Below are 25328 nucleotides of genomic sequence, written 5' to 3'. Positions count from 1 at the left end.
GGGCTATTGTTACGCGTCTTCGGCGAGCTTCGCGGCCTTGGCGACCGCTTCGTCGATGCCGCCGACCATGTAGAAGGCCGCTTCGGGCAGATGGTCATATTCGCCGTCGACGACCGCCTTGAACGACTTCACCGTTTCCTCGATCGGCACGAACTTGCCGGGGATGCCGGTGAAGACTTCGGCGACGTGGAAGGGCTGCGACAGGAAGCGCTGGATCTTGCGCGCGCGGGCGACGACGAGCTTATCCTCTTCTGAAAGCTCGTCCATGCCGAGGATCGCGATGATGTCCTGCAGCGACTTGTACTTCTGCAGCGTTTCCTGAACGCGGCGGGCGGTTTCATAATGCTCCTGACCGACGACGGCGGGCGTCAGCACGCGCGAGGTCGAATCGAGCGGATCGACCGCGGGATAGATGCCGAGTTCCGAAATCGCGCGGCTCAGCGTCGTCGTCGCGTCCAAGTGGGCGAACGAAGTCGCGGGCGCGGGGTCGGTCAAGTCGTCCGCGGGGACGTAAATGGCCTGCACCGAGGTGATCGAACCCTTGGTGGTCGAGGTGATGCGTTCCTGCAGCGCGCCCATGTCGGTCGACAGCGTCGGCTGATAACCCACCGCCGAAGGAATACGGCCGAGCAGCGCCGACACTTCCGAACCCGCCTGCGTGAAGCGGAAGATGTTGTCGACGAAGAAGAGCACGTCCTGGCCTTCCTGGTCGCGGAAATATTCGGCCATGGTCAGGCCCGACAGCGCAACGCGCGCGCGGGCGCCCGGGGGTTCGTTCATCTGGCCGAACACCAGCGCGACCTTCGACCCGTCGGGGGTCGGGTTGCCGTCGGCGTCCTTGGCGATAACCCCGGCGTCGAGGAACTCGTGATAGAGGTCGTTGCCTTCGCGGGTGCGTTCACCGACGCCCGCGAACACGCTGACGCCGCCATGGCCCTTGGCGATGTTGTTGATCAGTTCCTGGATGAGCACCGTCTTGCCGACGCCCGCGCCGCCGAACAGACCGATCTTGCCGCCCTTGGCATAGGGCGCGATCAGGTCGATGACCTTGATGCCGGTGACGAGGATCGACGCTTCGGTCGACTGGTCAACGAACTCGGGGGCCTTGGCGTGGATCGGCGCGCTCATGTCGCTGTTCACCGGGCCGCGTTCGTCGATCGGGTCGCCGATGACGTTGAGGATGCGTCCGAGCGTCTGCGGGCCGACGGGGACCGAAATCTGCGCGCCGGTGTCGCGAACCGGCTGGCCGCGGGTCAGGCCGTCGGTCGCGTCCATCGCGATGGTGCGGACGGTGTTCTCGCCGAGGTGCTGCGCGACTTCGAGGACGAGGCGGTTGCCGTTGTTGTCGGTTTCGAGCGCGTTCAGGATCGCGGGCAGCTCGCCGGTGAACTGGACGTCGACGACGGCGCCGATGACCTGCGCGACGCGGCCCGTTGCGGTGCCGGTGGCCTTGGGTGCGGCGGCCTTCTTCGGCGCAGCAGCCTTGGGCGCGGCGGCCTTTTTGGCGGGAGCCTTCTTTTCAGGGGCGGGTGCGGTTGCCATGGGTTTTTTCCTTGCTTGGATAGCTTAGAGCGCTTCGGCGCCAGCGATGATTTCGATAAGTTCGGTGGTGATCGCCGCCTGGCGCGTGCGGTTGTAAACGATGGTCAGCTTGTTGATCAGCTCGCCCGCGTTGCGCGTCGCATTGTCCATCGCGGTCATCGACGCGCCCTGTTCGGACGCTGCGTTTTCGAGCAGGCCCTTGAAGATCTGGATGGTGACGTTGCGCGGCAAGAGGTCGGCGAGGATCGCTTCCTCGTCGGGTTCATATTCAACCGAAGCCCCGGACCCCGATCCGGGGGCGGCGCCTTCCGGCGGCGGGACCGGGATCATCTGCTGCCCCGTCGCGATCTGGAGGAGCGCCGAGCGGAACTTGGAATAAAAGAGATGCGCGACGTCGAAGGCGCCGGCTTCGTAAAGCTCCATCAGCTTCGCCGAAATCTCGCTCGCCTGCTCGAAGCCGATGTCGCGGATCCCGGTCGTCTCATATTGCTCGATGATCTGACCCGGAAAGAGGCGCGCGATCACCGGGCGGCCCTTGCGGCCGACGAGGTAGAAGAGAACCTTCTTGCCCTGTGCTTGCAGTTCGAGCGCCTTGTCGCGCGCGGCCTTGACGATGTTCGAGTTGAACGCGCCCGCCAGCCCGCGGTCGCTGTTGAGCACGACAAGCAGGTGCGTGTCGCTCTTGCCGGTGCCGGCCAGCAGCTTCGGCGCCGAATCCGACGCGCCGACCTTCGACGCGAGGCTCGCGACGACGCCTTCGAGCCGCTCGGCATAGGGACGCGCGGCTTCGGCGGCGGCCTGCGCTTTACGCAGCTTCGCGGCGGCGACCATCTTCTTGGCCTTGGTGATCTTCTGGGTCGATTTGACCGAGACGATCCGCCCTTTGAGTTCCTTCAGACTGGCCATAAGTCCCGTCTTTTACCTTTGTTTCGTCACCCCGGCGAAGGCCGGGGTCTCACCGTCGAGATCCCGGCCTTCGCCGGGATGACGAGGTGGGGGGGTTATGCAAAAATCTTGGCGAAGGCGTCGAGCGCGGCGACCAGCGCCTTCTTCGTGTCGTCGCCCAGATCCTTGGTGTCGCGGATCGCCTTCAGCACATCGGCATGGTCGCTGCGCAGATAGGCGAGCATCGCCGCTTCGTAGCGCGACACGTCGGTCGTCGCGACATTGTCGAGATAACCGTTGGTGCCGGCAAAGATCGACGCGGTCTGCTCCTCGAACGGCATCGGCTGGAACTGCGGCTGCTTCAAAAGCTGCGTCAGGCGCGCGCCGCGGTTCAAGAGCTTCTGCGTCGAGGCGTCGAGGTCCGAACCGAACTGCGCAAAGGCTTCCATTTCGCGATATTGCGCCAGTTCCAGCTTGATCGAGCCCGACACCTTCTTCATCGCCTTGGTCTGCGCGGCCGAGCCGACGCGGCTCACCGACAGGCCGACGTTGATCGCCGGGCGGATACCCGCGTTGAACAGGTTGGTTTCGAGGAAGATCTGGCCGTCGGTGATCGAAATCACGTTGGTCGGGATATACGCCGACACGTCGCCTGCCTGCGTTTCGATGATCGGCAGCGCGGTCAGCGAACCGGCGCCATTGTCGCTGTTCATCTTTGCCGCGCGCTCCAGCAAACGCGAGTGCAGATAGAAAACGTCGCCGGGATAGGCTTCGCGGCCCGGCGGACGGCGCAGCAGCAGCGACATCTGACGATAGGCGACGGCCTGCTTCGACAGATCGTCATAGACGATGACGGCGTGCATCCCGTTATCGCGGAAAAACTCGCCCATCGTGCAGCCGGTGTAGGGCGCGAGGAACTGGAGCGGCGCGGGCTCCGACGCGGTCGCGGCGACGACGATGGAGTATTCCATCGCGCCATTTTCTTCGAGCTGGCGGACGATCTGCGCGACGGTCGAGCGCTTCTGGCCGACCGCGACATAGATGCAGTAGAGCTTCTTCGACTCATCGTCGCCCTTGTTGATTTCCTTCTGGTTGATGAAGGTGTCGATCGCAACGGCGGTCTTGCCGGTCTGGCGGTCGCCGATGATCAGCTCGCGCTGGCCACGGCCGACGGGGACGAGCGCGTCCAATGCCTTGAGGCCGGTCTGGACGGGTTCGTGGACCGAGGTGCGCGGGATGATGCCCGGCGCCTTGACCTCGACGCGCATGCGCTTGTCGGCCTTGATCGGCCCCTTGCCGTCGATCGGGTTGCCAAGGCCGTCGACGACGCGGCCGAGCAGGCCCTTGCCGACGGGGACGTCGACGATCGTGCCGGTGCGCTTGACCTGGTCGCCTTCCTTGATCTCGGCGTCCGAGCCGAAGATCACGATGCCGACGTTATCGGCTTCGAGGTTGAGCGCCATGCCCTTCACGCCATTGGCGAATTCGACCATTTCGCCGGCCTGGACATTGTCGAGGCCGTGGACGCGGGCGATGCCGTCGCCGACCGACAGCACCGAGCCGATCTCGCTGACCGTGGCGTCGGTGCCGAAATTGGCGATCTGGTCCTTGATGACCTTGCTGATTTCAGCGGCGCGGATTTCCATTGTTTAGCCTTTCATCGGGGCATTTGGCGTGCGGGCGTTCAGCCCTTCATCGCCTGGGCGAAACTGTTGAGACGGGTACGGATGCTGCCGTCGATCAGCTGGCTGCCCAGCTGGACGACGAGGCCGCCGAGGATGGCGGGATCGACCGTCGTCGCGACCTGGACGTCGCGGCCGACACGGGTCTTGAGATTGGCGGCGAGCGCGTCGAGCTGCTCTGCCGTGAGCGGGTGCGCGCTCGTGACCTTTGCGGTCACTTCGCCGCGATGCGCCGCGACGATCGCGTCGAATGCGTCGATCATGCCGCCCAGATCGGCGAGCCGCCGGTTCTCGGCGAGCACGCCGAGGAATTTGCCGGTGAGCGAATCGAGCTTCATCGCCTCTGCGACCGCGGCGACCGCCCTGGCGGCGTCGGCGCGGCTGACGACGGGGCTTTCGACAAGCGCCTTGAGATCAGCCGATTCGATCAGGCCCGCGCGCAGCGCCGAAAGGCTTTGCTGGACGCTGTCGATGGCATTCGATTCGCGCGCCAGATCGAACAGCGCGCTGGCATAGCGGCCCGCGAGGCCCGCCGTTATGTTGCCCTGAATGCCGCCGGAATTCTCCACGCGTGAAAGTCCTTTTCTGCGATCCCGTGGGGGATGGTTGCGCGGATTTGACCGGCGTCCGAAGACACCCCCGCTGCAAGGTCGCGGCGCGCGTAGCAACGATTCTGTTGCAATGCAAGGTGAGGGTGGGGGCTAGTTGCAGGCTGTTTGCGGAATCATGGCCGCGGCTTGGGCGTGCATTGCTTTGAGGCGTTTCAGCAACGCCCGATCGCGCTTTGGCAATGACTTGTTGAGGCTGTCGATGTCGCCGTCATCTTCAACCGCTGTGTCCCAAGCAGCTTGCAATTCGTCGGCTTGCTCTTCTGTGCAGACAAAATCGCTTTTCGAGGGGGAGCCGGTGATTACTATTCGTCCGATGCAGGCCTGTTCGCCAAGTTCGGGGTAACAGGTGATCTGCCCTTGCAGCGGAACGCTTGATGTCGCGCTTTCCTGCTTTTCCAGCGAAGTGGTCAGCCGTTCCAGCTCGCGACCGAGCGCTTTCGTGTCGCGTCCCGCCATCGCGCACATACAAGATTGCTCGGCGATCTTGGCAATTCGTTCGAACTGCATTGCCTTGTGTTTGGGGTCCGGAGCCGCAGGCATCGGTGCACCCGTCGGCGCATCGCAACTTGACAGCATGATCAGGACTGTCGTCGTGAGCGCTAGGATTCTTGCTTGCATGATCGCTCCTGCCGATAAACGACAGCTTGTCGAATAGCATGGGAAATGACGATGGGTGAGATGATTCGGATGACGATGGACGATGGCGCCGGGATCGCTGTCTATCATGCCGAGGCGACAGGCGAACGCCGCGGCGGGTTGGTGCTCATCCAGGAAATCTTCGGCGTCACCGATCATATCCGCGAGCTTTGCGACGAATATGCCGCCGACGGCTATGAAGTGCTCGCCCCCGCGCTGTTCGACCGCGAGCATCCGGGGTTCGAGAGCGACTATTCGGGGCCGCAGTTCGAGCGCGCTATCGAGCTGGCGCGCAAGCTCCATCCGTTCGAACAGAGTTTGAAGGACGCGCAGACGTGCATCGACGCGCTGAAAGCGAAGGGGCCAGTCTTCATCACCGGCTATTGTTATGGCGGGTCGGTCGCGTGGCGGATGGCGCAGATCAGCCCCGATCTGGCGGCGGCATCCTCCTATTACGGCAGCCTCGTGCCGACGATGTTCAAGGACGAGGCGCCGCGCTGCGCGACCATCGCCCATTTCGGCCGCTTCGACGGCGGCATCCCGATGGAGGGGGTCGAAGCGCTGATCGCGCAGGATCACCCGACTGCGCAAATCTTCGTTTACGAGGCGGGACACGGCTTCAACAGCGACCGCCGCAAGGATTATCACGAACCGAGCGCGGACTTGGCGCGCGAGCGCACGCTGATGCTGTTCGAGGCGTGCGGGGGGTGAAAGCAAGGGCCGCGGAGAGGCTCGCCGTTACGTTTCGTTCGGAATCATGCGGCGCCTGACGGCCGGTTCCGGGTGGGCAGCTGCCCTATAAATCCGTCATGCTGGCTGCGGCGATGGCCTCGCTGTTTCAGCATCCATGGCCTGACCTCTGATCCGGCGCTGCGCCGGAGGAAACGAATGGGCTATGGACCCTGAAACAAGTTCAGGGTGACGAGAATTGAGAGGTCCGCAATCGGTCGAATCAAGACCGTGGCCCCTTTTCGCGTCAGGGCGCGGCCTCCATCGCCGCCCGCTGGCAGCGATAGACGAGCCGTTCGTTGGGGGTGGCCGGAAGCGCGCTGCGGATCGCGTCCTGCTGTGCGGCGAGGCCCGCGAGTTCGTCGGGGTCGGCGGTGCAGCTCTTGAGCGTGATCGCGGCGCGCGTCTCGCGGGCCTTTGCCATCGTCTCGGCATCGAGCAGATAGCGTTCGACGCGATAGTCGCGCCCCGCGGCGTCGATCGAGGCGACGGTGACGGTCGCTTCCTCGTTCGGCACCAGGATGCGCTGCCAGCGGCCGTCGGCCCCGCGCGTATATTGGGTGCGGCCGTTGACGCAGCCGCCCTTGCCGATGCGGATCGGCACGTCGGTCGTCGCCGACACGGTGATGCGGCTGCGGTCGGGACGGATCGTGCAAAGCAGGCTGCCCTCGGCGAGTTGCGGCGCCTCGCTTGCGGGGGTCTTGGCCGCCTCGTCGACGACGTCGGCATGGGCATCGGGGCGGGTGACGAACAGCACCACCGCCGCGAGCATCAGCGCGCCGCCGCCGCCGCCCGCCAGCTTGGCATGGCGCAGATTCTTCTGGCTGTAGAACATCAACCCGGCGCCCGCCGCGAGCGCGCCGATGACGAACAATACGCCGGCGAGCGCGATGCGATTTTCGCGCGCGGCGAGCGCTTCCTCTTCGGCGCGCGCCTGCCTGAGTTCGCGGTCGAGCTTTGCCGCAGCATTTTTGGCGGCACTGGCCTCGGCTTCGGCGCGCGCCTCGGCCTCGATCGCCGCGCGTTCGCGTGCGTCGGCCTCGGCCATCGACAGGCAGGTCGTGCCCACGCTGCCATATTGCTGCCCCGCATCGGCGAGGAAGCGCGTGAGTTCGCGCCCGGCGATCGCAAAGGCAAAGGGCGAATCGCCGTCGTCGGCACGGGTGATCGCGGTGTTGATCCCGACGATGCGCCCGCACTGGTCGACGAGCGGCCCGCCCGAATTGCCGCGCGAGATTTTCGCGGTGTGGATCAGCATGGCGACGCCGTCGACCGCCTGCATGTTCGAAAAATTGCCCTCGCTGCGCGTCGGCGTGCGCGGCGTGATATAGTCGTTGGCGCTGCGCGCGGTCGCGAGGTCGACATTGCCGGGATAGCCGAGCGCGACGACATCGGCGCCCGATTCGAGCGGGCCGGTGTAGATGGCGGCGGCGGGCAGGCGTCCCTCGGTGATCTCGACGAGCGCGAGGTCGCGCGCGGTGTCGATCGCGATCAGCTTGCCGGCAAAGCTCTTTTGCCCCTCCGACGGAACGACGCCCAATGCCACATTGCCTGGGTAGCGCGCCGCCGATTCGACGACATGCGCATTGGTGACGATGCGCGTCGGCGAGATGGCGATACCGCTGCCATGGCCAAAACCGACGACCTCGCCGTCCATCATCGCGACGGTGACGACGCGCACGACGCTGCGCGACGCGGCGCTGATGTCGTCGGCGGCGCGCGCGGGGACGGTGAGGGTGAGGAGGGCGAGCAGCAGCGCGAGGAAGCGGGTCATGGCGCGGCAGACTAGTCGAGCAGGCTTTGAACGCAAGCATCGGGACGCACCGGTTGGCGCGGCGTGCCAGAACAGCGGCGACCGAAGAAGAAGGAATGATCCAATGACCTACAAGATCGAGGGGCTCTCCCCCGACCGCTTTGCTCCATTGTTCGCGATGGACGATACCGAACTGGCCGCCCGCAATGCCCGGCGCGTCACCGCGACCGCCGATCGCGGCTGGCCGTGCCGGATCAGCCTCGACGATGCGAAAGCGGGCGAGGATGTGATCCTGCTCCACCATGTCAGCCACGACGTCGATACGCCGTTCCGCAGCGCCTATGCCATCTATGTGCGCGATCGCGTCGAAACGGCGACTTATTGCGACGCACTGCCCCCGGCGTTCGTGGGGCGGACGATGGCGTTCCGCGGCTTCGACGCCGAGGGTATGTTGGCAGCAGCGCGTCTGGGGCCGGGGGAAGATGGCGATGCGGCGATCCGCGAGCTGTTCGCCGACCCGCGCATTGCCTATATCCACGCGCAATATGCCACCAATGGCTGCTTCGCTGCGCGCATCGAGAGGAATTGATCATGGCCTTCTCCACGATGACCGACGACGAATGCTGGCAGGCGGTGCAGGCGCGCGACAAGGCGTTCGACGGGCGCTTCGTGACCGGCGTGCTCACCACCGGCATTTATTGCCGACCGAGCTGCGCCGCGCGGCATCCGCTGCGCGAAAATGTGCGCTTCTTTGCCGATGGCGCGGCGGCGCGTGCGACGGGGCTGCGGCCGTGCAAGCGCTGCCTGCCCGACGATGTCGCGCGCGACGAAAGCGCGGTGATCAAGGCGATCGCCGCGATCAAGGGAAGCGAGGAGCCGCTCGCGCTCGCGGATCTCGCCGCGCGCACCGGCTATTCGCCGACGCATTTCCAGCGCGTCTTCACCCGCCACACCGGCCTGTCGCCCGCCGCCTATGCCCGCGCGCTGCGCGAGGAGCGCGCACGGGCGGCGCTGAGCGAGGGGGTGCGGGTGACCGACGCGATTTACGACGCCGGCTTTTCGGGGCCGTCGCGCTTTTACGAAAATATGGAGGGACGTATGGGGATGACCCCGTCAGCATGGGTGAACGGCGGCAAGGGTGTCGAAATCCACTGGGCGGTCGTGCCGACCAGTCTCGGCGACATGCTCGTCGCGGCAACCGACAAGGGCGTGTGCCGCCTGAGCTTTGCCGAGGGACGCGAGGCGCTCGAGGAGCGTTTTCCCGCCGCCACGCTGGTCGAAGGCGGCGAAGAGTTTGCCGCGCTTCTCTCGCAGGTAATTGAAGCCGTCGAGGCGCCGACGCAGGGTTTCGACCATATCCCGATCGACGTGAAAGGGACGGCGTTTCAGGAGGCGGTATGGCGCGAACTGCGCAAGATTCCGGCGGGCGAAACGCGCAGCTATGCCGACATCGCCGCCGCGGTCGGCAAGCCCAGGGCGGTGCGCGCGGCGGGCAGCGCGAACGGCGCGAACAATGTCGCCGTGCTCATCCCCTGCCACCGCGTCGTGCGCGGCGACGGCTCGCTCGGCGGCTACGCCTATGGCCTGCCGATCAAGGACGAACTGCTCCGCCGCGAAGGCGCGCCGGGCCAGCGCCGCCTCGACGAATTTTGAAGGGAGCGCGCCATGGATAGCAAACAAGCCGCGCTCGCCGTCTGGCAGGCCTTCGGGACGCGCGATGCCGACCGGATTCGCGCCGTGCTGACCGACGACGCCGAATGGCTGGCCCCCGCGGGCAATGCGACCGCGACCGCGCTGGGCGTCACCCATCATATGATCGGCGCCGAGGCGATCGTCCGCTTTCTCCTCGACGATTATCCGCGGCTCTTTTGCAACGGGATGCGGATCGAGCCGATCTCGCTGACCGCCGAGGGCGACCGCGTCGTCTTTGAGCAGCGTCATAGCGCGACGCTCGCGGGTGGGCGCGATTACGCGCTCGACTATGTCTTCATTTTCGAGATGCAGGGCGCGCGCGTCCGGCGTATTCGCGAATATATGGATACCAGAAGCGGGCATAGCCAGGTCTTTGGCTCGGCATCGCCCGTCCCGATCGTCTGACCCACCCCTCCATCGCCATCGATGCCCAAGGAGCTTATTGCATGACTGACAAGATTGCCCGTTTCCGCGCGCTGCATATCCCCGGCGACCCGCTGATCCTCGTCAATATCTGGGATGCGGGGAGCGCGAAGGCGGTCGCCGCGGCGGGCGCGAAAGCGATCGCGACGGGCAGCTTCGGCGTTGCGGGCGCGCAGGGGCGCGCCGATGGCGAGGATTTCCCGCTCGAAGATGTCTTCGCGAACCTGACGCGCATCCTGTCGGTCACCGACCTGCCGGTGACGATCGACATGGAATCGGGCTATGGCGCCGATCCGGCGGCGGTCGACGTCTCGGTCGGCCGCGCCAGGGATGCGGGCGCCGTGGGGATCAATATGGAGGACCGGCTGCCCGGCCAGTCCGACCTCTTGCCCATCGCCGAAGCGGTGGCGCGCTTCCGCGCCGCGGCCGACACCGGCATTTTCGTCAACGCCCGCTGCGACGCGTTTCGCGGGCAGGACGTCGCGAAGGATGGCGATGCGCTGGTTGCCGCGACGCTCGAACGCGCGCGCGCCTATGCCGATGCTGGCGCGGGGTCGCTGTTCGTGCCCTTCCTGCTCGACCCCCGCTGCATCGGCGCGATCTGCGACGCTTCGCCGCTGCCGGTGAACATATTGCGCGGCAAGGGCGGCCCGACGCACAAGCAACTCGCCGAGCTTGGCGTCGCGCGGATCAGCCACGGGCACCAGCCCTGGGCGGGGGCGATGGAATGGCTGAGCGCGCAGGCCGCGCAGGTTTTTGGCGGCGCCGAGCCCGATTATTGATCGGCGTCGGCCGCCGCGGACAGGTTGGCGTCGCCCTTTCCGGCGTCGCCGCTCCTTTTGCGCATCGTTTCGATCTGCGCCAGAATCTGTTCACCTTGCCCGCCGTCGTGCGGGTCGAACGCCACCACCTTTGCAAGGCGGGTCGCTCGTTCGAAATCGCCATTGCGGGCGAGGGCAAAGGCATAGGCGATGCGCGCGCTGGCGCTTTCGGGGCCCAACGCAAAGGCGCGTTCGAGTCCGGTGACCGCAATTTTCGGCGGGGTAACGCCTTGCCGCAGAAAGCTGTCATAATAGGTATAGAGCGGGACCGGGTCGTCGGGGTCGGTGTTGTTGGCGAGGATGATCGGCTTTCGCGCCGCCGCCCAGTCCGCGTCCGAAACCGTATCGCGCTGGCCAAGGTCGTGGATCATCATTTCGCCCAACAATATATTGGCGCGAACATGCTTCGGCTCGATCGCGAGCGCCTTGTCCACTGCCGCGCGCGCCGCCACGGCGTCGCGCTTCTCGTCGCCCAGATCCCATTCGGCGCGCGCCAGTTCGTACCAGACACCGGCGCTGTCGCCATATTCGGCGGTGAGCTTTTTCAGTTCGTCGCGCACCTCGACCAGTCGTTCGCTGTCACGCGCGCTCCGCCGTTCCAGCTGCCATGGCAAAAGCGCATCCTGCGCATTGGACAGCGCCTTTATGGTGATCGTTCCGGGGATCGGAACGGGGGCGGCCGATGTCATATAGGTGAGCGGGCGTCCGAGATAGCGTTGAAGGTCGCGATCGAGCGCGGCGAGGTCGCCAAAGGCCGCAATCGCCGCTTGCTCTCCATCTGCGCCGCGATTGATGGCGTCGATATAGGCGGTCAGCTGGCCGCTCCGATCGGGATGGTAATAAAGCATGTGCGTGAGCAGCCATGCCCGGCCGTAATAGACGTCCATCTGGCCCGACGAGCGCATTTCGCGCGGTTGCTTCAGCAGCAAATCCGCCACCGGGATGCGCGGCATGTTGACCAGCCCGTGCGCCCGGAAATAGGCGGGACGACCGACCTGATACTGGCCCTTGCTGGTGAAATCGGTCGTCGAATAGAATTCGGCGAACCCCTCGATGAACCAGGCCGGAAAGGCGGCGCCGAAATAGCGTTTCATGAAATGATGCGTATATTCGTGGAACAGCGTTTGCTGCGCCGCGGACGTGCCTTTGAACTCGATCACCTCGCGATTTGAAACGGCATAGCTGCCGTCGAGGTCGGCGCTGTAAAATCCCGCAATCGACGATCCGGACTCGCCCGTTGCAAGTCGCCCCGCGTCGGCGGCGCGGGGCACCAGATAGATGGTCAGCCGATTGGGTTCCTTGCCGCCCGGAACCCGGAGTCGTGCGCGCAGGGTGGCGTCAAAACGCTGAAGATTTTCGGCGAAGCTGCGCAGCGACCGCTCGCTGCTTTCGCTGTAGATGATGAAATTGTCGGTGTCGGCGCGCAGCCACTTTGCCTCCGCGCCCGTCGTTATCGTGGCGGCGATCAGCGCAGTGGCGGCGATCGTGGCTTTCCGCATCTGTGGTTCCCCCCGGACGTGACGATTCCGGCCGGGATTTTGACGGCGCTCCGTACCGATGTAAACAGCGACGTTTAGAGCAGCGCACGTTTAATCAGAGCCATCTTTCCGTTCGTGTCGAGCGAAGTCGAGACACCCATCGACCTTGCGCGATGCCGAGGGGTGTCTCGACTTCGACCAAAGGTCGAAGTTTACCCTGAGCGCCTGCAAGGCAGTCGAAGGGCTCGACACGAACGGAATTGAAGCGTCGCCGATTTAGCGCACGACGCTCTAAACGAAACTATAGGGATCGACGTCGATGGCGAGCCGCGCTTTTGCGGGCCAGTCGATGCTGTTCACCCAGCTGCGGATCGTGCCCTGCAGGTCGAAACTGCGCGGGGCGTGGAGCAGCAGGCGAAAGCGGTGGCGGCCGCGCAGCATCGCCAGCGGCGCGGGGGCGGGGCCATAGACGGCGAGGCCGTCGGCGACCGGCGCCTTGTCGCCCAGCCGCCTGGCGACGCCACGCGCGACGTCGAGGTCTTCCGACGAGATGATGAGCGCGGCGAAGCGCCCATAGGGCGGCGCGCCCGCCCGCCGCCGCGCCGCGGCCTCGGCGGCATAGAAACCGTCGCGGTCGCCCGCGACCAGCGCGGCCATCACCGGGGCCTCGGGCACGCGCGTCTGGATCAGCACGTCGCCGGGCTTGACCCCGCGCCCGGCCCGCCCCGCGACCTGCGCGATCTGCTGGAAGCTGCGTTCGGACGCGCGCAAATCGCCGCCGTCGAGGCCGAGGTCGGCGTCGACCACTCCGACGAGGGTGAGATTGGGGAAATGATAACCCTTGGTGACGAGCTGGGTGCCGATGATGATGTTGACGAGCCCCCGTTCGACATTGGCGACGAACTCGGCGGCTTTCGCGGGCGACCAGAGCGTGTCCGAGGTGACGATGGCGGCGCGCGCTTCGGGAAAGCGCAACGCCACCTCGTCGGCGATACGCTCGACGCCGGGGCCGCAGGCGACAAGGCTGTCCTCGTCCTCGCATTCGGGGCAAAGCCGCGGCGGCGGCATGACATGGCCGCAATGGTGACAGGCGAGGCGATGGACGAGCCGGTGCTCGACCATCCAGGCGGTGCAATTGGGGCACTGGATGCGGTGGCCGCAGGTGCGGCAGAGGGTCAGCGGCGCAAAGCCGCGGCGGTTCAAAAAAAGCAGGCTCTGCTCGCCCTTGTGGAGCCGGTCGGCGAGCGCATCGACGAGCGGCGGCGCGAGCCAGCGGCCGCGGTCGGGCGGATCGCGCCGCATGTCGATCGCGGCGAGACCGGGCAGCGTCGCGCCGCCGAAGCGGGCAGGGAGGCGGATGTGGCGATAGCGCCCCGCCTCGACCATCGCGAGGCTTTCGAGCGCCGGGGTCGCGCTCGCGAGGATGACCGGCAACGCCTCGAAATGCCCGCGCATCACCGCGACGTCGCGCGCGTGATAATGGACGCCATCCTCCTGCTTGAAGCTCGTCTCATGCGCCTCGTCGACGACGATGGCGCCGAGATTCGCATAGGGGAGGAAGAGCGCCGAGCGCGCGCCGACGATAATCTTCGCCTCACCGCTCGCGATCGCGTGCCACGCGCGGCGGCGCTCGGTGGAGCGAAGTCCGCTGTGCCACGCAACGGGTTCGCAGCCGAAGCGCGCGGCGAAGCGGGTGAGCATTGGCTCGGTGAGCGCGATTTCGGGGAGCAGCACCAGCGCCTGTTTGCCCGCTTCGATCGCGGCGGCGATCGCCTCCATATAGACTTCGGTCTTGCCCGACCCGGTGACGCCGTCGAGCAGCAGCGTGTCGAACTTTGCGGCGGCGACGGCATCGCGCAGCTGCGCGGCGGCGGCGGCCTGCTCGGCGGACAGGTCGGGCGGCGCGAAGAGGGGGTCAGGTTCGGGATAAGGCTGGTCGGCGGAGACGGTCACGGCTTCGAGCGCGCCGGTCTGGACAAGCCCGCGGATCACGGCCTCGCTCACCTCGGCAAGCGCGGCGAGTTCGCGCACGATGCCCTGCCGGTCGCCGATCTTTTCGAGCGCGAGCGTCCGCTGCGGCGTCATCCGCTTCGGGATTTCGCCGGTTGCGCGATATTCGACGATCGGACGGCGCGCGTCGGCAAAGGCGACGCCGGGCAGCACCATGCGCAGCACTGCGCCGGGGGGACTGAGATAATAGTCGCTGGTCCATTCGACGAGGCGACGGAGCGGCGCAGGCACGGGCGGGACGGGCACGATTTCATAGAGGTTGCGCAGCCGGTTGTCGCCGACCGGATCGGGCGCGCCAAAGCTTTCGTCCTCCCACACCACCCCGCCCATCCGCCGCGGACCCAGCGGCGCGACGACGACGCTGCCGAGCGGCGCTTCGCTCCCCTGCGGCACGCGATAGTCGAGCGGGCCGAGAGCAGCGGTGAGCAGGAGGACACGGGCGCGGATCATGGATGAGGGAGGATATAGGGTGGCGGATAGAATAGGAAAGCGGCGTGGTCGGCGATGACGGGTTTCGGCCGGAAGCTGCCATTCTCTCCCCTCCCGCTTGCGGGAGGGGTCGGGGGTGGGCAGCAGCGTGGCAATGGCCCACCCCGCTGCGACTAACGAACAAAGTTCGTAAGTCTCGCTGCCCCTCCCGCTTGCGGGAGGGGAGACCAGCGCAACCCCTCAATGTCCGCTTCCCACCCCGAAGCCGCCATGCACCCCTAAATCGAAACCAGCGCTGCCTGCGCCCTGCGCTTCGCTGCTTTCGGCCGCCGGAACCAGAAGGTCCATACCGCAAGGCTGCCGAGCAGCGTCAGCGACAGGCCCGAAACCGTCAGCAGGCCGCGCCAGGCCCAACCGCCGACCCTGGATGCGTGGATCGGGAAAGCCATGTTGAACGCCTGCGCCCCCGGCGGCATCGCGAGCGCGTCGCGCGCGCCGAGCAGGTCGCCCGTTGCGGCGTCGAACCACAGGGTCGTCCGGCCGTTGGGGAGCCATTCGGCGGGCTGTTTCATCCTGAGGCTGATCGGGTCGCCATCCTTGCGCGGCAGGCTGAGGATGCGGAACTCGGCGTCGGGGAAGCGGCGGCGCGCTTTGGTCAGCATCGCAGCGTAATCGGGCTTCGCCGCCAGCGGACCGCCCTTGTATTTCGGCGGTTCGAGCGCCCTGGCGGTCTCCGCGACCGGGCCAAAGGGCGCGACCATCCCCAGGGCGAACGGACGAAAAATCATCATCGTGCCGGTGACGATCGAGATCAGCAGCAGCGGCGCGACAATGATGCCGAGGTCGCGGTGGTGCATGACGATCGACGGCCGCGACAGGCGCCTGGGCCAGAGGCGCAGCTGGAAGGTCCGCCGTGTCCGCCACCAGAGGATCGCCCCGCTGATGACGAAGAAGAGTCCGGCAAGCCCCGCGATGCCGATCACCCACTCGCCATTGTCGCCCGCGAAGAGATGGTGGTGGAAATCGAAGATCCACAATTCGGGCCGTTCCCACTGGCTTGCCCAGCGCGCGGCGATCTCGCCGGACTGGCTGGCATAGGCGCCCGCCCCCTGCTCCAATCGCAGCTGATGCATCCCAAAGCGGTCGTCGGCATAGATGATGCCCTGCGCGCCCGGCGCTGCCATCAGCGTTTCGGTAGCGGCGGCGACGCTCGCAAGGTCGCCGCGCAGCGGGTCGCTGGCGCCCGGAACGCCGATCCACAGATGCTCATAGAGCAGGATCGTGCCAGACAGGCCGAGCAGCGCCAGCACGAGGCCGATCAGCCCTCCGGTCCAGCGGTGCAGCGTATCGAGCAGGTTCATCATTTTGGAAAGGTCATCCTGAAAAAACCGTGTGTTCCCGCGAAGGCGGGAACCCATCTCCGGTTGGTTCGACACGACACCGTCCGGAGATGGACCCCCGCCTTCGCGGGGGAACAGGCCCGGTTAAAAGCGATAATCCCACCCCAGTGTGAAGCTGCGCCCGCGCCCGGCAAAATTGAAGAAATTGTCGGTCGGCCGCTGGGTGTCGCTCGCGTAGCTGATATATTGCTTGTCGAACAGATTCTGCACCGCGAGGCTGACCCCGCCGAGGCTGGTCTGATAGCGGACGATCGCGTCGGTGAGGTTGTAGCCCTCGAAATCGTTGCGCGCGTCGCGGTTCGGGCCGCGGAAGGTGCGCGCCAGATAGAATTGCGTCTGCACCCGCGCCGAGAAGGGGCCGCTGGCATAGGCCGCCGCGAGGTTCAGCCGGTCGGGCGAAATGTTCGCACCGTCGAGGTCGGTTTCGACCACGCCGTCCTCGTCGTCGTCGAACTGGCCGACGATATGCGCATAGCCCGCCGACAGCGTCAGCCCGTCGATCGGCATCTTGACCGCCAGATTGATCTCCAGCCCCTCGATCTCGACGCGCTGGCGCTGGACATCGAAAATGCCGTCGGGGCGTGCGATCAGCAACTGGCCCTTCTTGCTCGACGACCAGAAATAGGTCGCGCTGGCGTCGAGCGGGCCGCGCTTCACCTCGACGCCCAGTTCGCGATTGTTCGACACGATCGGCGAGATGTCGAGGAAGCTGTCGATGTCGATTCCGGGCGTGCGCACCGCGCGCGTGATGCGGCCGACGTCGGGGACGGTGTAGCCCTCGGCATAGCTCGCATAGGCGCGGATGCCGGGGATCGGCTCGAAGATAACCCCGCCGTTCAGCAGCACATCGTCGAAGGTCGGGCTGCCGCCCGAAACGAACGTGCGGCCCGCCGACGCGAGCGTCGTATAATCGTCGATCGTGATCTTCACATTTTCATAGCGCACCCCGCCCGCGAGCCGGACAAGCCCGCCCGCAAGCTTGAGGTTCGCCTGGCCGAAGGGCGCCAGACTGCGGAAATCGGTCGGTGGCACCCAGACGCGGTCGGTTGCTATCAGCCTTTGTTCGGTCGTGTCCCACAGCGCGTCGAACCCGGCGATCAGCGTCAGCGCTTCCAGCCCCGGCACCGCGCGTTCATAGGAAAGCTTGCCGCCATATTTGCGGCTGCGGTTCTGCGACTGGTCGAACAGCGTGCCGACGGGCGCGATCGCCGCATCCTGAAAGGTCGCGATCGGATTGGGTTCGCCGCCAAAGGTGTCGCGGCTGCGGTTCCAGAAAATCTGGCTGACGAAATTGCCGCCGCCAAGGTCGCTGTCGGTCAGCGACAATGCCAGGCTTTCGGTACGATTCGTCGCGGGAACGCCGGGCGGTGTGCCGGGCCGCGCGCTCGTCGGCACGCCGCCGAGTTTGTTGCCCGCAACCGCGGCGTAATCGCCGTCGCCTTCGAGCTCGAAACGGCTCGCGATCAGGTCGAGCCGCATCGTGTCGGTGACGGCGTAGCCGAAGCGACCGAACAAGGAGAGGGTTTCGGAATCCTGCGTCTCGCCCTGCGTCAGGTTGATGCCGACGGGGCGCCCCTCGCCGTCGAAAAAGACGCCCCGGCGTTCCCATGCGGCGCCGACCGAGGCGTCGAAGCGCCCGGCCTTATACTGGACGAGGCCCGCGACCTTGCCGCCCATGCCTTCGTCGGAAAAGTCATTGTCGGCACTCGCCTGGAGCAACGCGCGGCCCGACACACCCTCGTCGGCGGGCGCGCCGACGGTGACCTGGTTGACGATGCCGCCGGTGCCGCCGATTCCCTGCAAGGCGTTCGATCCGAAGATCAGTTCCACCCGATCGACGAAAAAGCCGTCGATGGTGAAACCATCGCGGCTGCCATCGCGCAGCGGGGTCGATTGCGGAATGCCGTTGATGGCATAGAGCGGCGAGCGGCCGCGCAGCGTCTCGCCCGCGCCCGAAAGTTTCTGCCGCGTCGGCGAAAAGCTGGGCGACAGCGTTGCGACCGCGTCGGTGACCGAGCCCGAGATGGCGATCTGCTGGTCGAGCGTGTCCTTGTCGATGACGTCGATCGTCAGCGGCAGGGCGTTGGGCGGCAGGATGGTGCGCGCGGCGGTGACGACGATCGTTTCGCCCGCATCTCCCGCAATCGCTTCGTCGACGGGCCGCGTGTCCTGCGCGAATGCGGGGAAGGGAAGCGCGCCTGACAGCAACGCGGCGACGAGCCATTTGCGATTCATTATCAACTCCTGTTGGGAGGTCGCCGCTAGTGCGACACATTCGCAAATGCAAGAGGATTTGTTGGAGAGGGGCGGGTGGGAGCGGCTGGTTTCGACCGATTCCGGACGCTTCGCTGTCCAGCCCCTCCCCCGAAAGGGCGGGGCCTGACCCTAAATGGCCGCAACGCCCGCTCCCCACCGCATTGCCGACACCTCGCGGCGTCGGGGGTGACGCGGCCCGGCGATCCGCGCTATCACGCGGCCATGCGGGAAAAGGAACTGCGCTTCGCCCTGATCTGTTACGGCGGCATCAGCCTTGCCGTCTATATGCACGGCGTCACCAAGGAAGTGTGGCGGCTCGCGGTCGCGTCGCGCGCCTTTCACGATGGCGGCGCGATCGACGGCGCGGGAGCGGTGTATCATGACCTGATCGCCGCCATCGAGGCGCAGGGCAATGTGCGGCTGCGCGTCTTTACCGACATTATCGCGGGCGCCAGCGCGGGGGGCATCAACGGTATCTTTCTTGCCCGCGCGCTGGCGACGGGCGAATCGCTCGATCCGCTCACCGACCTCTGGCTGGAGAGCGCCGATGTCGACAATCTGCTCGATCCCGACGCCCGACCGCTATCGAAAATGACGAAGTTCTGGGCGGTGCCGATCGCCGGCTGGGCGATGAAGCGGCGCGGCAACAGCATCGACCGCACCGTCGGCGAAGCCGCGCAGGACGAGGTGCGCGCCAAGCTGTCGCGCTTCGTGCGCGCGCGCTGGTTCGAGCCGCCCTTTGGCGGCGAGACCTTTTCGCACCTGCTGTTCGACGCCTTTGCGGCAATGGACGCGGCGCCGCGCGGCCCGGTGCTGGTGCCGGACGGCCAGCCCGTCGACCTGTTCGTGTCGGTCACCGATTTTGCGGGGCACAGCGTCCCCCTCGCGCTCAACAGCCCACCGCGCGTCACCGAGGACGAGCATCGGCTGATCCTGCATTTCCGCGAGGATGGCCGCGTCGGCAAGCGGCTCGACGACGTGCCGGCGCTCGCGGCGGCGGCGCGCGCGACCGCCAGCTTTCCGGGCGCCTTCCCGCCCTTCACCTTGCGCGAGATCGACCGCGTGCTCGAAAAGCGCGGGCTGGACTGGCCCGGCCGCGATGCTTTCATCCGCGTGCAACTGCCGCCGGGCGAGGCGAGCGACCCCGCCGACCGCGTGCTGATCGACGGTTCGGTGCTCGCCAACGCGCCCTTCCGCCCGGCGATCGCGGCGCTGAAGCAGCGCCCGGCACGGCGCGAGATTGACCGCCGCTTCGTCTATATCGACCCCAAGCCCGACTTTCGCTCGATCAGCTTCGGCAAGCCCGGTGACCCGGCCGATGGCGACAAGCCGCGCTTGCCGGGTTTCGTGCCGACGATTCTCGGCGCGCTTTCCGAAATCCCGCGCGAACAGCCGATCCGCGACAATGTCGAGGCGATCGAGGGCATGTCGCGGCGCATTCGCCGGATGCAGCATATCGTCGACGCGATGAAGGTCGAGGTCGAGGAACAGGTGGCGGCGCTGTTCGGCACGACCTTTTTCCTCGACACGCCGACGCCCGCGCGGCTCCAGAAATGGCGCGCGAAGGCGCAGGAACAGGCCGCGGCGCGCGCGGGCTTTGCCTTTGCGCCTTATGGCCACCTCAAATTGTCGGCGGTGATCGAGGATCTCGCGCGCCTGATCGACCGGCTTCGGCCTGCCGAGGGGGCGATTCACCGGGCGAACCGGCGCCTCGCGCTGTGGGACGAGGTTCGTGCGCGCGGGCTTGACCGGATTTCGGGGAAGAAGGGAGCCGGGGCAAGCGGCGATGCGATCGTCTTTTTCCGCACCCACGACCTCGGCTTTCGCATCCGTCGTCTGCGTTTCCTGGCGCGCGAGCTCGACACCGCGGTCGAGGCAAGGCGCGACGCGCGCGATCCTGCGTGCGACGCGATGCGCGAGGCGATCTTTGCGGCGCTCGGTCGTTATCTGGACCGCGAAGGCGACAGCTGGCTCGCCGATCTCGACCTGCCTGCCGACGCCGGACCCGGCGACTGGATCGACGCGATCGCCGCGCGCCGCGATCTCGCCGCCGTCGATGGCGAGGCCGACGCGCTGATCGCCGCGGGGCTCGCGGCGATGCCGAAGGACGACCGGCGCGTGCTGCTGCTCGCCTATCTGGGCTATCCCTTTTACGACATCGCGACCTTGCCGCTGCTCCAGGGCGAAGGATTCGACGAATATGACCCGATCAAGATCGACCGCATCTCGCCCTCCGACGCGACCGCGATCCGCCAGGGCGGCGCGGCGGCGATGCTGAAGGGGATCGAGTTCAACAGCTTCGGCGCTTTCTTCAGCCGCGCCTATCGCGAGAATGACTATCTCTGGGGGCGCTTGCACGGTGCCGACCGGCTGATCGACATCGTGGCGTCGAGCGTGACCGGTGAGGGCGCGCTGTCCGCAGCGGTGCTGGCGACGATGAAACGCCGCGTTTTCCATGCGATTCTCGATGAAGAGGAGGTGCGGCTGCCGAAGGTGGAGGCGCTGATCGCGGAGCTGCGGACGGAGATTGGCCCCAGGGAGTAGCAACCTTGCTCCCGCGTCCATATCACAGGCTGCGCGGACTGATTTGAATGTCCGCAAGCGACCGATTGCGGACGCGGCGCTCCTCCCCGTTCCGGGGAGGAGCCCAACGTCCGCTCCCCACCCCACACCGGCCACCCAAAAGCTGTCCGACATGGCCCGGCTGTGCCAGCCTTCATCCCGGCTCTTTCAAATGTGGACAAATCGCTCGCCGCCCGGCGTGAAAACAGGGGCGTCAATCGCGCGACCTGCGCGCCGCGAGCAGCCAATCGGCCGCCGCACAAGGCTGACCTTTCCTGACCTTTGGACCGATTGCGCCGGGGCCGCGCCGACCGCTTCGGACCCCAAGGCCGGCGGTTCGTCCTACCACCAATTAGCCCCTAGCCAAGCCCGCAGCGTTCGTCCTATGTTCCGTCCATGGATGGACTATCACTTGGTGTCGCCCTTGTTGCCCTTGTCGTCGGCGCCCTGGTCGGCTGGCTGTTCGCCGGTCGTGAGGCGGGGGCGCTGAAGGCCGAGCGCGACGGGCTGGCCGAGCGGTTCAAGGCGGCCGTGACCGATTTGGCCGCCGAGGCCGAGGCTCGCAAGGCCGCGGACATTCAACTCGCGGCGCTGCTCGCCGAGCAAAAGGCGCGCGATGCGGCGCACGACGCGCAGATCGCGCAGCTCACCCAGGCGCAGGCGGCGCTCACCGCGCAGTTTCGCGAAGTCGGGCAGACGATGCTGAGCGAAGCGCAGAAGGCGTTCCTTGACCGTGCCGAGGCGCGCTTCCGGCAGAGCGAGGAAAGCGCGGGCCAGCATCTGAAGGCGCTGCTCCAGCCCGTCCATGAACGGCTGGAGAAATATGAAACCGAGGTGAAGAAGGTCGAGACCGAGCGCCAGAGCGCATTCGGATTATTGCAGGGTCAGATCGAATCGATGCGCGCGCAGAGCGAGCGCGTGTCGAGCGAGGCGGCAAAGCTCGTCAACGCGCTGCGCCACGCGCCCAAGGCGCGCGGCCGCTGGGGCGAGCAGCAGCTTCGCAACGTGCTCGAAAGCTGCGGGCTTAGCGAACATGCCGATTTCCAGACCGAGGTGAGCGTCGATAGCGGCGAGGCCGCGCGGCTGCGTCCCGACGTCGTGGTGAAAGTGCCCGGCGGCCAGAGCCTGGTGATCGACGCCAAGGTTTCGCTCAACGCCTATCAGGACGCCTTCGGCGCGGTCGACGAGGGCGAAAGGGCGGCGCATCTCGCCGCGCACGCCGCAGCGATGAAGGCGCATGTCAACGCGCTCGGCGCCAAGGCCTATTGGAACCAGTTCGACGACACGCCCGATTTCGTCGTGATGTTCGTCCCCGGCGAACATTTCCTCGCCGCCGCGCTCGACCATGATCACGAGCTTTGGGACTATGCGTTCGAGCGCAAGGTGCTGCTCGCGACGCCGACCAACCTCATCGCGATCGCGCGCACGGTCGCGGCGGTGTGGCGACAGGAAAAGCTTGCCAACCAGGCGCGCGAGATCGCGATGCTGGGCAAGGAGCTTTATGCGCGCATGTCGGTGATGGGCGCGCACATCGCGCGCGTCGGCAAGAATCTCGATCAGGCGACCGGCGCCTACAACGCCTTTGTCGGCAGCTTCGAATCACAGGTTTTGACGCAGGCCAGGCGTTTCGAGGCGCTCGACATCGAAACCGGGGGACGGGAGATTCCGACGCTCCCGGTCGCCGAACAGGCGGCGCGGCCGCTGGCGAAGCTCGCGGCGGCGCCGAGCGCGGTGAACGACGCGGGCGAATGAATCGCGTCGCCCCCGCCTCGCGGGAACAGGCAGAAATCCTTTTTATTGATCGTCACCCCGGCGAAGGCCGGGGTCTCGTCGGTGTGCGAGGCTGGGACGGTGAGATCCCGGCCTTCGCCGGGCTGGCGCTATTCTGGTCTATCCGGGCAGGGATCAAATTGCCCGTTTCAACACCGCCGTCTGCCCGTCCGTTCCGCTGATCTCCAGCGTCCCGTCGCTCGGGAAGTGCAGGCGCACCGGCCCGCGCATCAGCGCGAAGAAGGCGCTTTCCTGCGTCATCCCCGCGCCGGGGCAGGCCATTCTGGTCGCCATCAGCGGCCCCGCGGTGAGCGTGCCGTCCGCGACCGAATAGCTCCCCGAAAAACGGTTGCAGCCCGCGCTGCCGCTCAGCCGCGCGCCCTCGAACGCCAGCGAGGTTGGCCGGTCGGGCGCGACCGGCACGCCCGCGATCGACACGAAGGTCCAGCTGGTCCCCGCCAGCGCATCGGGCGGCAATATATCGCCGCCGCATCCCGTCACCGTCTTGCCATCGGCCACCACCGTCACCGTGTCGGCATAGCGGCGATCGCTCATCCCGTCGCTGCACGGGCCCGGCGTCACCTCGACCGTCAGCCGACCGGCGGCATAGCGTTTGCCCGCCGTGGTGACCTGCGCCCCCGGATTGGGCAGCGCGATCATCGTCTCCCCATAGTCGCCGGCATAGTTCAGCCGCGCGGGCGTGATCTCGAGCGTCCAGCCGGGCTCGGTGCCGAGCGCCATATAGGCGGCGGGGGTCGCGCCGGGGCCTTGTGGGGCCTTGGCGGCCGGAGCGCAGGCGGCGAGCGTCAGGGCGAGGGTGCAGGCGGAAAGGAATCTGGGCATAGACACTCCCTGGTTCCGCTCGTGTCGAGCGAAGTCGAGACACCCATCGGCATGGAGCATGGTCGAGGGGCATTTCGACTTCGCTCGATGCGAACGGGACGTGAGCGTGGGATAATAGCATGATGCTGGCGCCCGGCTGAACCAAAATGCCGCTCCCTCATCAGCGCCTCCGCTGGTTCAGCACCTCATAGGCCATCACCGCCGCCGCAACCGCGGCGTTCAGGCTGTCGGCCTTGCCCAGCATCGGCATTTTCACGCGCACGTCGGCCGCCGACGCATAATCGGCGGGCAGTCCCTGCGATTCATTGCCGACGAGGATGAAGGTCGGCGCGCTGTAACGCACCGCCTGATAATCGACGCTGTCGTCGCCGAGCCAGGTTGCCACCAGCTCGCCGGGCCCGCTGCGCAGCCAGGGCAGGAATTCGTCCCAGCGCGCCTGCACGAGGCTTTGCGTGAAGATCGCCCCCATGCTCGCGCGCACCGCCTCGACGCCATAGGGGTCGGTGCTGTCGTCGAGGAGGATCAGCCCGCCCGCGCCGACCGCGTCGCCGGTGCGCAGCATCGTGCCGAGATTGCCGGGATCGCGGAGCCGCTCGGCGACCAGCCAGATCGGCGCCGCATCGCGGTCGATGTCGGCAAGCGTCGCCCGGGGTTCGGCATAGATGCCGACGATGGTTTGCGGATTATCCTTGCCCGACAGTTTCGACAGGATCGCGGGCGTCGTGTCGACCACCTCGCCGCCCGCGCCCAGAGTTGCTTCAATCAGTTCTTGCGCCAGCGGATGCGCCGTGCCTTCGGGACCAAGGAAGAGCCATTTCGGCAGAACGCCGGCCTCGCGTGCCTCGGTTGCGATGCGCAGCCCCTCGGCCAGGAACAGCCCCTCGGCGCGGCGATGGCGCTTTTCGCGCAGCAGGCGCATCCGCTTGACGAGCGGGTTCGACAGGCTTTCGATGGTGGAACGACGACCGCTCATATTTCTACTTTCCCGCTCCCCCGCGAAGGCGGGGGTCCATCTCTCGTGGGCGCTGTCCTGGACCGGCGGGAGATGGATCCCCGCCTTCGCGGGGACACCCAAACAAGAAAAGGCCGACCGCTAATCCTCGCCGAAGCTGTCCTTGACCAGCCCGACGAGTTTGAGCAGCGCGGCGTCGGCGCCGTCGCCGCGCGTGTGGATGGTGATCGTGTCGCCCTTGGCGGCGCCCAGCATCATCAGCCCCATGATCGAGGTGCCGTTGACGCGCGATCCATTGCGTTCGACCTCGACCGTCACCGTTTCGGGCAGGCGGCTGACAAAGGTTACGAACTTGGCGCTCGCGCGCGCGTGCAGCCCTCGCTGGTTGGTGATCTCGACGGTTTCGGAGACCTCGTTCACGGCCCCACTCCCAGCATTTCGGATGCGACCGAAATATATTTCTGACCCGCTTCCTTGGCCGCGATCACCGCGGCGCGCAGTTCCATCGACTTGCGCGCGCTTTCGAGGCGGATCAGCATCGGCAGGTTGACGCCCGCGATCACCTCCGTCCTTCCGGCCTCGAGCAGACTGATCGCCAGGTTCGAGGGGGTGCCGCCGAACAGGTCGGTCAGCATCACCACGCCGCGGCCCTCATCGACGCTGCGGATGGCGTCGGCGATCTCCTGGCGCCGCATCTCCATATTGTCGTTGGGGCCGATGCACACGGTAGCAACGGCACGCTGCGGGCCGACGACATGCTCCATCGCGCGGACCATTTCCTCGGCGAGGCGGCCGTGCGTGACGAGCACCATTCCCAGGAGCGGCAGAGCCTTGTCGTTCGGCATGCAGTGATC

21 protein-coding genes are annotated in these 25328 nt (G+C 66.5%); 7 read left to right on the top strand and 14 right to left on the bottom strand.

The features are described 5' to 3' along the window. Positions 1-9: 9 nt before the first annotated feature. The 5 genes from atpD to SPYCA_RS12075 all read right to left on the bottom strand — a co-directional run bounded on the left by atpD (position 10) and on the right by SPYCA_RS12075 (position 5338). On the bottom strand, positions 10-1542 hold the full coding sequence (gene atpD / locus SPYCA_RS12095) for a F0F1 ATP synthase subunit beta (RefSeq protein ID WP_120220731.1): 1533 nt from the start codon (positions 1540-1542) through the stop codon (positions 10-12). Between the two features lie 24 nt (positions 1543-1566). Next, entirely contained in the window at positions 1567-2448 is an 882-nt protein-coding gene (locus tag SPYCA_RS12090; RefSeq protein ID WP_120220729.1) for a F0F1 ATP synthase subunit gamma, read from the bottom strand. Between the two features lie 95 nt (positions 2449-2543). Further along, positions 2544-4073: a F0F1 ATP synthase subunit alpha gene (gene atpA, locus SPYCA_RS12085; RefSeq protein ID WP_120220727.1), complete on the bottom strand. Its 1530-nt coding sequence runs from the start codon at positions 4071-4073 to the stop codon at positions 2544-2546. Between the two features lie 38 nt (positions 4074-4111). After that, positions 4112-4678, bottom strand: a complete 567-nt coding sequence (locus tag SPYCA_RS12080; protein WP_120220725.1) for a F0F1 ATP synthase subunit delta — start codon at positions 4676-4678, stop codon at positions 4112-4114. A gap of 132 nt (positions 4679-4810) precedes the next feature. Next, positions 4811-5338 carry a hypothetical protein gene (locus SPYCA_RS12075; protein ID WP_146625132.1) on the bottom strand — a complete coding sequence of 176 codons (528 nt, stop codon included), beginning with the start codon at positions 5336-5338 and terminating at the stop codon, positions 4811-4813. Between the two features lie 51 nt (positions 5339-5389). Between SPYCA_RS12075 and SPYCA_RS12070 the strand changes: the two genes are divergently transcribed. Next, positions 5390-6067, top strand: a complete 678-nt coding sequence (locus tag SPYCA_RS12070) for a dienelactone hydrolase family protein (protein WP_120220721.1) — start codon at positions 5390-5392, stop codon at positions 6065-6067. Positions 6068-6332: 265 nt separating this feature from the next. Here SPYCA_RS12070 and SPYCA_RS12065 read toward each other — a convergent pair whose 3' ends face one another. Continuing rightward, on the bottom strand, positions 6333-7859 hold the full coding sequence (locus SPYCA_RS12065; protein ID WP_120220719.1) for a S1C family serine protease: 1527 nt from the start codon (positions 7857-7859) through the stop codon (positions 6333-6335). Between the two features lie 103 nt (positions 7860-7962). On the opposite strand from SPYCA_RS12065, the gene SPYCA_RS12060 reads away from it, so the two are divergent. From SPYCA_RS12060 to SPYCA_RS12045, 4 genes are read left to right on the top strand one after another with little or no spacing between them, the layout of a single operon-like run. After that, entirely contained in the window at positions 7963-8427 is a 465-nt protein-coding gene (locus tag SPYCA_RS12060; protein ID WP_120220717.1) for a DUF1203 domain-containing protein, read from the top strand. Positions 8428-8429: 2 nt separating this feature from the next. Then, positions 8430-9491, top strand: coding sequence for a bifunctional DNA-binding transcriptional regulator/O6-methylguanine-DNA methyltransferase Ada (gene ada / locus SPYCA_RS12055; RefSeq protein ID WP_172595055.1), 1062 nt, complete (start codon positions 8430-8432; stop codon positions 9489-9491). Between the two features lie 12 nt (positions 9492-9503). After that, a complete protein-coding gene (locus SPYCA_RS12050; protein ID WP_120220713.1) occupies positions 9504-9935 on the top strand; it encodes a nuclear transport factor 2 family protein in 432 nt (143 codons plus the stop codon). A 41-nt stretch (positions 9936-9976) separates the two neighbouring features. Then, on the top strand, positions 9977-10735 hold the full coding sequence (locus tag SPYCA_RS12045) for an isocitrate lyase/PEP mutase family protein (RefSeq protein ID WP_120220711.1): 759 nt from the start codon (positions 9977-9979) through the stop codon (positions 10733-10735). On the opposite strand, the gene SPYCA_RS12040 is transcribed toward SPYCA_RS12045, so the two are convergent. From SPYCA_RS12040 to SPYCA_RS12025, 4 genes are all read right to left on the bottom strand, one after another. Then, positions 10729-12273, bottom strand: a complete 1545-nt coding sequence (locus SPYCA_RS12040) for a tetratricopeptide repeat protein (protein ID WP_120220709.1) — start codon at positions 12271-12273, stop codon at positions 10729-10731. The genes SPYCA_RS12045 and SPYCA_RS12040 overlap by 7 nt on opposite strands. Positions 12274-12543: 270 nt before the next feature. Further along, complete coding sequence (locus SPYCA_RS12035; RefSeq protein WP_120220707.1) at positions 12544-14712, bottom strand: primosomal protein N'; 2169 nt, start codon at positions 14710-14712, stop codon at positions 12544-12546. 257 nt (positions 14713-14969) lie between these two features. After that, positions 14970-16052, bottom strand: coding sequence for a PepSY-associated TM helix domain-containing protein (locus SPYCA_RS12030; protein WP_120222313.1), 1083 nt, complete (start codon positions 16050-16052; stop codon positions 14970-14972). Between the two features lie 123 nt (positions 16053-16175). Then, positions 16176-18326, bottom strand: coding sequence for a TonB-dependent receptor (locus tag SPYCA_RS12025; RefSeq protein ID WP_120220705.1), 2151 nt, complete (start codon positions 18324-18326; stop codon positions 16176-16178). Between the two features lie 243 nt (positions 18327-18569). Here SPYCA_RS12025 and SPYCA_RS12020 point away from each other — a divergent pair, with 243 nt between their 5' ends. Both SPYCA_RS12020 and SPYCA_RS12015 read left to right on the top strand, forming a co-directional pair. Next, positions 18570-20891, top strand: a complete 2322-nt coding sequence (locus tag SPYCA_RS12020) for a patatin-like protein (RefSeq protein ID WP_120222312.1) — start codon at positions 18570-18572, stop codon at positions 20889-20891. Positions 20892-21305: 414 nt separating this feature from the next. Further along, positions 21306-22661 (top strand): DNA recombination protein RmuC, encoded by a 1356-nt coding sequence (locus tag SPYCA_RS12015; RefSeq protein ID WP_120220703.1) that lies wholly within the window; start codon positions 21306-21308, stop codon positions 22659-22661. Positions 22662-22814: 153 nt separating this feature from the next. On the opposite strand, the gene SPYCA_RS12010 is transcribed toward SPYCA_RS12015, so the two are convergent. From SPYCA_RS12010 to SPYCA_RS11995, 4 genes are all read right to left on the bottom strand, one after another. Continuing rightward, on the bottom strand, positions 22815-23522 hold the full coding sequence (locus tag SPYCA_RS12010) for an META domain-containing protein (protein WP_120220701.1): 708 nt from the start codon (positions 23520-23522) through the stop codon (positions 22815-22817). Between the two features lie 160 nt (positions 23523-23682). Further along, positions 23683-24495 (bottom strand): TrmH family RNA methyltransferase, encoded by an 813-nt coding sequence (locus SPYCA_RS12005; protein WP_120220699.1) that lies wholly within the window; start codon positions 24493-24495, stop codon positions 23683-23685. A 120-nt stretch (positions 24496-24615) separates the two neighbouring features. After that, positions 24616-24894, bottom strand: a complete 279-nt coding sequence (locus SPYCA_RS12000; protein WP_120220697.1) for an HPr family phosphocarrier protein — start codon at positions 24892-24894, stop codon at positions 24616-24618. Further along, positions 24891-25319: a PTS sugar transporter subunit IIA gene (locus tag SPYCA_RS11995; protein ID WP_120220695.1), complete on the bottom strand. Its 429-nt coding sequence runs from the start codon at positions 25317-25319 to the stop codon at positions 24891-24893. The genes SPYCA_RS12000 and SPYCA_RS11995 overlap by 4 nt, the downstream gene beginning before the upstream one ends. Positions 25320-25328: the final 9 nt, after the last annotated feature.

It is taken from the genome of Sphingopyxis sp. FD7 (assembly GCF_003609835.1).
GTDB lineage: Bacteria > Pseudomonadota > Alphaproteobacteria > Sphingomonadales > Sphingomonadaceae > Sphingopyxis.
The sequence above is the reverse complement of the archived record's forward strand: the minus strand, read 5'-3'. Positions and strand labels throughout refer to the sequence as shown.